This is a genomic window from Streptomyces sp. NPDC044063 (assembly GCF_056434285.1).
In genome coordinates this window covers 285,641-292,617 of the sequence record NZ_JBWKFM010000003.1, presented here as the reverse complement: position 1 = coordinate 292,617, position 6,977 = coordinate 285,641, and the positions used below count along the sequence as shown (strand labels likewise).

Annotated in this window: 6 protein-coding genes and 1 tRNA gene; 3 read left to right on the top strand and 4 right to left on the bottom strand. The window is 69.6% G+C overall.

The window, feature by feature from the left end:
* Nucleotides 1–104: 104 nt before the first annotated feature.
* A tRNA-Thr gene (locus AC07BS_RS06560) sits at nt 105–178 on the bottom strand.
* A gap of 126 nt (nt 179–304) precedes the next feature.
* Here AC07BS_RS06560 and AC07BS_RS06555 point away from each other — a divergent pair.
* On the top strand, nt 305–1,594 hold the full coding sequence (locus tag AC07BS_RS06555) for an RNA-guided endonuclease InsQ/TnpB family protein (RefSeq protein ID WP_478930619.1): 1,290 nt from the start codon (nt 305–307) through the stop codon (nt 1,592–1,594).
* Nucleotides 1,595–1,839: 245 nt separating this feature from the next.
* Here AC07BS_RS06555 and AC07BS_RS06550 read toward each other — a convergent pair whose 3' ends face one another.
* Entirely contained in the window at nt 1,840–2,850 is a 1,011-nt protein-coding gene (locus tag AC07BS_RS06550; RefSeq protein WP_478646515.1) for a zinc-binding dehydrogenase, read from the bottom strand.
* 187 nt (nt 2,851–3,037) lie between these two features.
* Here AC07BS_RS06550 and AC07BS_RS06545 point away from each other — a divergent pair, with 187 nt between their 5' ends.
* Nucleotides 3,038–3,712 (top strand): pentapeptide repeat-containing protein, encoded by a 675-nt coding sequence (locus tag AC07BS_RS06545; RefSeq protein WP_478930617.1) that lies wholly within the window; start codon nt 3,038–3,040, stop codon nt 3,710–3,712.
* Between the two features lie 114 nt (nt 3,713–3,826).
* Here AC07BS_RS06545 and AC07BS_RS06540 read toward each other — a convergent pair whose 3' ends face one another.
* Together AC07BS_RS06540 and AC07BS_RS06535 are read right to left on the bottom strand one after the other, a co-directional pair.
* Nucleotides 3,827–4,321: a hypothetical protein gene (locus AC07BS_RS06540; RefSeq protein WP_478646511.1), complete on the bottom strand. Its 495-nt coding sequence runs from the start codon at nt 4,319–4,321 to the stop codon at nt 3,827–3,829.
* 89 nt (nt 4,322–4,410) lie between these two features.
* Complete coding sequence (locus AC07BS_RS06535; RefSeq protein WP_478930615.1) at nt 4,411–6,018, bottom strand: M4 family metallopeptidase; 1,608 nt, start codon at nt 6,016–6,018, stop codon at nt 4,411–4,413.
* Between the two features lie 312 nt (nt 6,019–6,330).
* Between AC07BS_RS06535 and AC07BS_RS06530 the strand changes: the two genes are divergently transcribed.
* A complete protein-coding gene (locus tag AC07BS_RS06530; protein WP_478930613.1) occupies nt 6,331–6,936 on the top strand; it encodes a GNAT family N-acetyltransferase in 606 nt (201 codons plus the stop codon).
* Nucleotides 6,937–6,977: the final 41 nt, after the last annotated feature.

Below are 6,977 nucleotides of genomic sequence, written 5' to 3'. Positions count from 1 at the left end.
AACCGGTAAAGGGAGAAAGAGGCCTCCCGCCCAAGACAAAGAAAACCGCCCTCCAGGATCACTCCTGGAGGGCCGTTTCGCTGCGCTGACCTGCGCGTTTGTTGAGCCGCCTGTCGGAATCGAACCGACGACCTGAGTATTACAAGTACTCCGCTCTAGCCAACTGAGCTAAGGCGGCCCGGCCCACAGACCCATAGCCCGCAGACGCGGCTCCACTCTACACAGGGCCCCGATCTGCCAGCCACAATGTCGAGGCGCGGTCACCGATGTGCTGGTCCCATCGTTGGCACGGGGGAGGGGCGAGATGAAGAGGCGTACGAAGGCGGCGGACACGCGTGAACGTGCCTATCGCTTCCGCTTCTACCCGACTCCGGCACAGGCCGAGCAGCTCGCGAGGACCTTCGGCGCGTGTCGCTGGGTCTACAACCGGGGCCTGGATCTGCGCCGGGAGGGGTGGGAGCGTCATCGGATATCGATCGGCTGCACGGAGACCTGCCGGGCGCTGACGGGTTGGCGGCGGGCCGATGAGACGACCTGGCTGCGGGATGTCTCATCCGCTGTCATGCAGCGGTCGTTGCGGCATCTGGATGCCGCCTTCCGGAGGTTCTTCCGGCAGAAGGGCCGTTATCCGCGCCGGAAGAAGAAGGGGCGCTCCAAGGATGCCGCGACGTATGTGCGGACGGGATTCCGCTGGGTCGAGGATCCGGAGCGGCCGGGCACGGGTCTCGTCACCTTGGCCAAGCAGAGCGAGCCGCTGGACGTGCGCTGGTCACGTGCGCTTCCGGCCGGGACGTACCCGGTGAAGGTCACCGTGTCCCGTGACCGGTCGGGCAGGTACTTCCTGTCCGTCCTGGTCGAGGAGGGCATAGCGCCGCTTCCCGCTGTCGTCGATGCGGCGGGAGGTGTCAGGGCGCCGAAGGCGGTCGGTATCGACGTGGGCATCACCTCGCTGGTGACGCTGGACGACGGTAGCAAGGTCGATCATCCGCGCCTGCTGCGCCACTGTCGTGCCCGGTTGGCCCGGCTGCAGCGGGAGTTGCATCGCAAGCAGAAGGGTTCCAGGAACCGGGAGAAGACCCGGCAGGCGATCGCTCGCCTCCATGCCCGTATCGGGGATGTGCGTAAGGACGTGCTGCATCACCTCACCACCCGCCTCGTGCGCGAGAACCAAGTGCTCGTGGTGGAGGATCTGGACATCGCGGCTCTGAAGCGCCACCGGCCCGGGATGCACAGGCGACAGAGGGCCAGGCTCAACGAGGGTGTCGCGGATGCCGCGTGGAACACGTTGATCAGTCAGCTCGCCTACAAGGCCGAGTGGTACGGCAGGACTCTTGTCGTCGTCGACCGCCGTTTTCCGTCGACACACATCTGTTCCCGCTGCCGGGCCCTGGCTGCCCGGATGGATCTGTCGGTTCGCGTCTGGACGTGCACGGCATGTGGAGCCGTCCACGACCGTGACGGGAACGCGGCGGTGAACCTGCGTGAAGAGGGGCTGCGGCTGTACCGGCTGGTCGTCGGTTCCGCTGTCACGGGCCGGGGCGCGCCGCCACTGATCAGGGCCGCTGATCCGGCCACGCATGGGCAGGTCGCCTGACCCCGCTCACGCAGTACGGACCGACGGGCCGTCGGCCGGAATGCCTGTGGAGCCCGCGTCAGTCCGGTCGGAGGTTGTCCTTCGCCGGCCGTGGGCGAAATCCCCTCCGATTCGGAGGGGAGGAAGCAGGAAGCTCGTGCAACGAGGGCACGGCCAAAAGACGGGCGCTCTGCCAACGAGCGCGGGCACGGGAGGTGGGGCCGTGGGGCCCCGCGCTGGCCCCTCAGCGGCCCCCACCCGCTCTCTCAGGGGACCAGGACGACCTTGCCGATGGTGGCGCGGGATTCCAGGGCGCGGTGGGCCTGGGCGGCCTCGGCGAGGGGGAAGGGGTGGACGGCGGGGGTCACGTGGCCGGCGGCGGCGTTGGCGAGGGAGGCCTTCTCCAGGTGGCGCAGGCCGGTCCGGCCGCCGCCGAAACGTTCCAGCATGGCCGGGCCCAGGACGCCCCGGGACGTGATGCCGCGCCCGGCCAGCTCCTCGGGGTCGAGCTCCGGCGCTCCGCTGCCGGTCAGGCCCTGCCCGGACCAGCCGAAGACGAGGTGGAGGCCGCCGGTCCCGAGCAGCCCCACGGCGTCGCGCGCCACCTGCCCGCCCACCCCGTCGAGGACGACGGTGGCGGCGCGCCCGCCGAGGGCGGCGCGGGCGGCGTCGGCCCAGTCGGGGTCGGTGTAGTCGAGCGCGATGTCGGCGCCCAGCCCGCTGACGTGCCGGACCTTGACCGGGCCGCCGGCCAGGCCCACCACGGTCGCCCCGGCCAGCTTGGCGTACTGCACGAGCAGCGAGCCGATGCCACCGGCGGCCGCGGGCACGACGACCACGTCGTCCTCGGTCAGGTCGGTGAAGCCGAGGATGCCGAGGGCCGTGCGCCCGGTGCCGATCATGGCGATGGCCCGGTCCTCGCCCAGCCCTTCGGGGATCTCGTGCAGCCGGTCGGCGTCGACGACGGCGAGCTCGGCGTAGCCGCCGGGGTTCTCGGCGCCCATGTGGGCGACCACGCGGCGGCCCAGCCAGGCGGGGTCGGTGCCCTCGCCGAGCGCGTCGACGGTGCCGGCGATCTCGCGGCCGGGGACGGTGGGCAGCTCCGGCAGGCCGTAGGGGCCGTTCGGGTCGCCCATACGCAGGGTGAGGTCGACGAGGTGGACGCCGGCGGCGGCGACCGCGACGCGCACCTGCCCGGGGCCGGGGACGGGGTCCTCGGTCCGCTCCAGGACGAGATTCTCGGCGGGGCCGAAGGTGTGCAGGCGGATGGCGTGCATGGTGGTCTCCACGGGTGGGCGTCGGGCTCAACACCGTGAGTTTTCAACCTCAAGTTCCCTTGAGGTCAAGGTGATCCACAGCCGTTGTCAGTGGCTCGTGCCAGAGTGGTCGCGCACGGAGAGTGACGGTGGTCGGTGATGGCCGGGGATGGCATGGCCGGCGATACGGGAAGTGGGTGAGGGCGTCATGGCGACGGCTCGGAAGAGGGCGGTCCGGCTGCCCGAGGTGCGGCTCCCCGAGCTGCGGCCATACGAGGGCGCGGGGCTGGAGCCCGAGGGGGACTACGACGGCCTGGCCTTCCGGGGCGAGGACCTCGGCGGCCGGAGCGGGGCCGGCGCGTCCTTCATGGACTGCGGCCTCTACGACTGCGTGCTGGACGAGACCCGTCTGCGCCGGGCGCGGCTGGTCGACTGCGTGCTGGACGGCGTGCGGGGTGTGGGGACGGACCTCTCGGAGGCGTCGCTGCGTGATGTGGAGATCCACGAGGGGCGCCTCGGCGGCGTGCAACTGCACGGTGCGGTGCTGGAGCGGGTCCTGGTCAAGGGCGGCAAGATCGACTATTTGAACGCGCGCAAGGCCGTGCTCAAGGACGTGACCTTCGACGGCTGCGTGCTCGACGAGGCCGATTTCGCCGGGGCGCGGCTGGAGCGGGTGGTCTTCCGTGACTGCGTGCTGCGGCGGGCGGACTTCTCCGCCGTGCGGATGACGGACGTGGATCTGCGGGCGGCGGCGGAGCTGGACATCGTGCGGGGCGTCGGGGAGCTGTCGGGGGCGATCGTCAGTCCGGCCCAACTCCTCGATCTGGCTCCGGCCTTCGCGGCGGCGATCGGCATACGGGTGGAGGCGCCGGAGGAGGGGTGACCTCCGCGGGTGCCGGGCCGCCCAGCCGTAGGGACGCCGGGCCGCCGGGCCGCCGGACCCGGGGTCGCCGGGCCGGGACCCGGGTCCCCGGGTCCCGGACCCCCGGCCCCCGCGTCAGACGCGCGGGAAGCGGCTCTGGAGGTCCCAGATGACGGGGTTGTCGGCGAGGCCCTCGTGCATGTCGGCCAGGTCGGCGATGAGGTCGTGGAGGAAGTCGCGGGCCTCGCGGCGCAGCGCCTTGTGGTCGAAGGTCAGCGGGGGCTCGTCGGGCGCCCAGTCGGCCGTGACGTCGACCCAGCCGAAGCGGCGCTCGAAGACCAGGCAGTCGGTGGACTCGGTGAAGTCCAGCTCGGCGAACTGCGTGGTGGCCGCGCGGCTGCCCCGGGGGTCCCGGTCGACCTTCTCGATGATGTCGCACAGGGCCCAGGCGAAGTCGAGGACGGGCACCCATCCCCAGGCTGTGGACAGCTCCCGGTCCGCCTTCACGTCGGCGAGATAGACGTCGCCGCAGAAGAGGTCGTGCCGCAGGGCGTGGACGTCCGCGGTGCGGTAGTCCGTCTGCGGGGGGTCCGGGAAGCGGCGGGAGAGGGAGTAGCCGAGGTCGATCACGCTTCGATGGTACGTACGACGGCGGTGCCCCCGCTGCCACAGGGGGCGGCGGGGGCACCGGGAAGCAGACCGTCAGGGGTGTAGGAGGGTCACTTCACGTTGATCGCGGTCCAGGTGTTGGCAACGGTCTTGTACTCGTTGCTGGTGGAGCCGTAGAGGTCCGCGGTGGCCTTGAGGGTGGCGGTGCGGGCGGCCTTGTAGTTGGTGGTGGAGGTGAAGTACGTGGTCAGAGCCTTGTACCAGATCTTGGTGGCCTTGTCCCGGCCGATACCCGTGATCTTGGAGCTGTTGTAGGTGGGGCTGTTGTAGCTGACGCCGCCGATCACCTTGCTGCCGCTGCCCTCGGACAGCAGGTAGAAGAAGTGGTTGGCGGGGCCGGACGAGTAGTGGACGTCGACGTTGCCGAGCGACGAGGACCAGTAGTCGCGGGACGAGCCGTCCTTGCTCGGCTTGTCCATGTAGCGCAGCGGGGTGCCGTCGCCGTTGATGTCGATCTTCTCGCCGATGAGGTAGTCGCCCGCGTCGGTCGAGTTGTTCGCGTAGAACTCGGCGGCGGTGCCGAAGATGTCCGAGGTGGCCTCGTTGAGGCCGCCGGACTCACCGCTGTAGCGCAGGTTGGCGGTGGCGGAGGTGACGCCGTGGCTCATCTCGTGGGCCGCCACGTCGAGCGAGGTCAGCGGGTTGGCGTTGTTCTCGCCGTCACCGTAGGTCATGCAGAAGCACTCGTCGTCCCAGAAGGCGTTGACGTAGCCGTTGCCGTAGTGGACGCGGGAGTAGGCACCCTGGCCGTCGCCCTTGATGCCGCTGCGGCCGAGGACGTTCTTGTAGAAGTCCCAGGTGACAGCAGCGCCGTAGTGGGCGTCGACGCCCGCCTTCTGGCGGCCGGCACCCCAGACGTCGCTGGAGTTGGTGAAGAGCGCGCCGGTGCCGTCCGTGCCCTGGTTCAGGTCGTACGTCTTGTGGCCACCGCGGGAGCCGTCGGTCAGCGTGAAGCCCGAGCCCGACTTGGTGGTGGTCAGCGGGACGGTGCCGCTGTAGGTGCTGGTGCCCGAGCCGGTGTGGATCGTCTCGTCCTGGAAGAGCTTCTTGCCGGTGTTCGCGTCGGTGATCACCTTGAGCTTGCTCGGCGTGCCGTCCTTCTGGACGCCGGTGACGGTGGTCTCGTACGCGAGGACCGGCTTGCCCGAGGCGGCCCAGATGACCTTGCGCGCCTGGCCGGCGTCGGCCTTGGCGGTCTTCTGGTCGGCGGCGACGCCGAGCGCGCTCTTCTTCGCGGCGGAGGGCGCCACGGACGGGGTCGTGCTGGGCACGGCTATGTCGGCGTCGGTCGCCTTGGTGACGTCGCGGGCGCCGTTCTTCTTCTGGTGCACGACCAGGTCGCCGCCGAGGACCGGCAGGCCGTCGTACGTGCGCTCGTAGCGCGTGTGAACCGTCCCGTCCGCGTCCTTGACGACGTCACGGACGACCAGCTTCTCCTTGCCGCCGAGGCCGATCTTCGAGGCGGTGGAGGAGGCCGAACCCTGCGCGTCCTTGATCGCGGAAGCCCGCATCCCGGCGGAGAGCGCGAGCTGCTGCCCGCCGCTGTCCTTGGTCGCCGAGGCGCTCGCCGAGCCCGTCTGCACGCCGATCACGACCATGGTGGCGGAAGCGACCAGAGCGGCGGCACGCAGGGAGTTCTTGCGGGAGGTGGCGGTCATGCTTCTCAACTCAGTCTCCTATGAGGGGGGTTACGGACAGCCCTGGAGTGAGACCGCCCGCTGGTGCAGGAGTTGTGCAGGAGCGAATTGAGGAGAGAGTGCCATCGATCCCGGGACTTTGACAGGGGCGCAACAAGGAATTGACCTGCCGGAAACCGGTGAGCGGTGGATTGGGTCCGCTATGCGGGGAGTTGTGCGGACTCGAAGAAGTGTTCAACTGTCCGACAGTGTGTGTTGGTTCCCGGGACGCTGCGGAGAAAGTTTCCGGTCCCGGCAAAACGGCACCAACAGGGCTGATCCATAAGGGGAGAGATGGAGATCAGAAGTTATCCGGAACAAGAGGTTCCGGAACAACTGCGCGCGCAGCTCATGGAGATGCACGAGGAGGCATGGCCAGGCACGGGAGGTGACGCGCACGATCCGCTTCTGAGTCCTGTGACCGTACTACTGGTAACCCCCGTTGCGACAGGGGCCGGTGAGTTCGAAGTGGTCGCGGCCCTCGACATCCTCACCAAGGACCTCACCCACGCCGGCCACACCTACCGCGCGGCAGGTCTCAGCGCTGTCGTCACCTCTGCCCGGCATCGGGGCAAGGGAAACGGGCGGCGGCTCGTGGCCGCCGCCCGTGAGTTGATCGCGGGGGGCGCTGTGGGGGTACGGGAAGGCGCCGCCGTGGATCTGTCGCTGTTCACCTGCGATCAGCAATTGCGGCGGTTCTACGAGGGCGCGGGCTGGGAGGTCCTCGACGGCACGGTTCTCGTCGGCGGTACGCCGGACGATCCGTTTCTCAGTGACGCGCCGGGGTTCGACAAGGTCACCCTGGCCCGCTTCTTCTCCGAACGGGCGAAGAAGGCGGCCGACGACTTCCGGGGCAGCCGGATCGAGCTGCACCCGGGAGCGATCGACCGGCTTTGGTAATGCCGCTGCCGCTGCCGCTAGTGCTGTGACCGGCATGGTTC

What these genes read in the sequence shown, in the direction of transcription:
- AC07BS_RS06555 (WP_478930619.1), top strand. Translation starts at nt 305, where the DNA reads ATGAAGAGGCGTACGAAGGCGGCGGACACGCGTGAACGTGCCTATCGC.
- AC07BS_RS06550 (WP_478646515.1), bottom strand. Translation starts at nt 2,850, where the DNA reads ATGCACGCCATCCGCCTGCACACCTTCGGCCCCGCCGAGAATCTCGTC.
- AC07BS_RS06545 (WP_478930617.1), top strand. Translation starts at nt 3,038, where the DNA reads ATGGCGACGGCTCGGAAGAGGGCGGTCCGGCTGCCCGAGGTGCGGCTC.
- AC07BS_RS06535 (WP_478930615.1), bottom strand. Translation starts at nt 6,018, where the DNA reads ATGACCGCCACCTCCCGCAAGAACTCCCTGCGTGCCGCCGCTCTGGTC.
- AC07BS_RS06530 (WP_478930613.1), top strand. Translation starts at nt 6,331, where the DNA reads ATGGAGATCAGAAGTTATCCGGAACAAGAGGTTCCGGAACAACTGCGC.